This window comes from Gillisia xinjiangensis, assembly GCF_046298265.1.
In the GTDB taxonomy this organism is placed as follows: Bacteria; Bacteroidota; Bacteroidia; order Flavobacteriales; family Flavobacteriaceae; genus Gillisia; species Gillisia xinjiangensis.
Window position 1 is genome coordinate 1 of the sequence record NZ_JBKAHK010000076.1, and the last position, 596, is coordinate 596.

Consider the following 596-nt stretch of genomic DNA (forward strand, 5'->3'; position numbering starts at 1 on the left):
CTTTACCTCCATCGCGCTGCTCGACGCGCTGAAGATGTTTCCCGGCCCCATCGTCGAGGTCCACATCTCGAACATCCACAAGCGGGAAGCCCATTACCACCACTCCTACGTCTCGCTGGTCGCCACGGCGGTCATCGCCGGCCTGGGGGCCGAGGGCTACGGGGCGGCGGTGCGGGCGATCCCGGCCTTGCTTCGGCCGTAGCCCGGTTCCCGCCGCCAGCCTTGGGGTGATTCCCACCCGGCCGCCTTGCGGTTGTCTGTTGTACTTTTTTCAAAATCAGTACAGCATAAGCGCCGTGGCCCGCGCGGCCAGCCAGAGCCGGAATCACCGGCCGACCGCGCCGGCAGCAGGGAAATCAGCGACGCTACGGGGAATGGGAGACAGGGAAACATGGGAAAATTCAATAAGTTGGCTTCCGCGCTGCTGACCGGCGCGGCGGTCCTGACGCTGGCCGGCACGGCCCCGGGGGCGGCCTGGGCGGCGGGCAAGATCGTGATCTCCAACTGGGACGGCTACATGCCGGCCGACATGCTGGAGCGCTTCACCGCGGAAACCGGCATCGAGGCCGAGCTGGCGGTGCATGCCACCAACGAGG

At 66.8% G+C, this 596-nt stretch carries 1 protein-coding gene and 1 pseudogene; both read left to right on the forward strand.

What is annotated here, in order from left to right; all coding sequences use genetic code 11:
- Positions 1-202: type II 3-dehydroquinate dehydratase (locus ACKGJN_RS16550; RefSeq protein ID WP_409540671.1), on the forward strand; the 202-nt coding region annotated here is incomplete at its 5' end.
- A gap of 189 nt (positions 203-391) precedes the next feature.
- Positions 392-596 (forward strand): annotated as a pseudogene (locus ACKGJN_RS16555) (hypothetical protein); the annotation flags it as partial.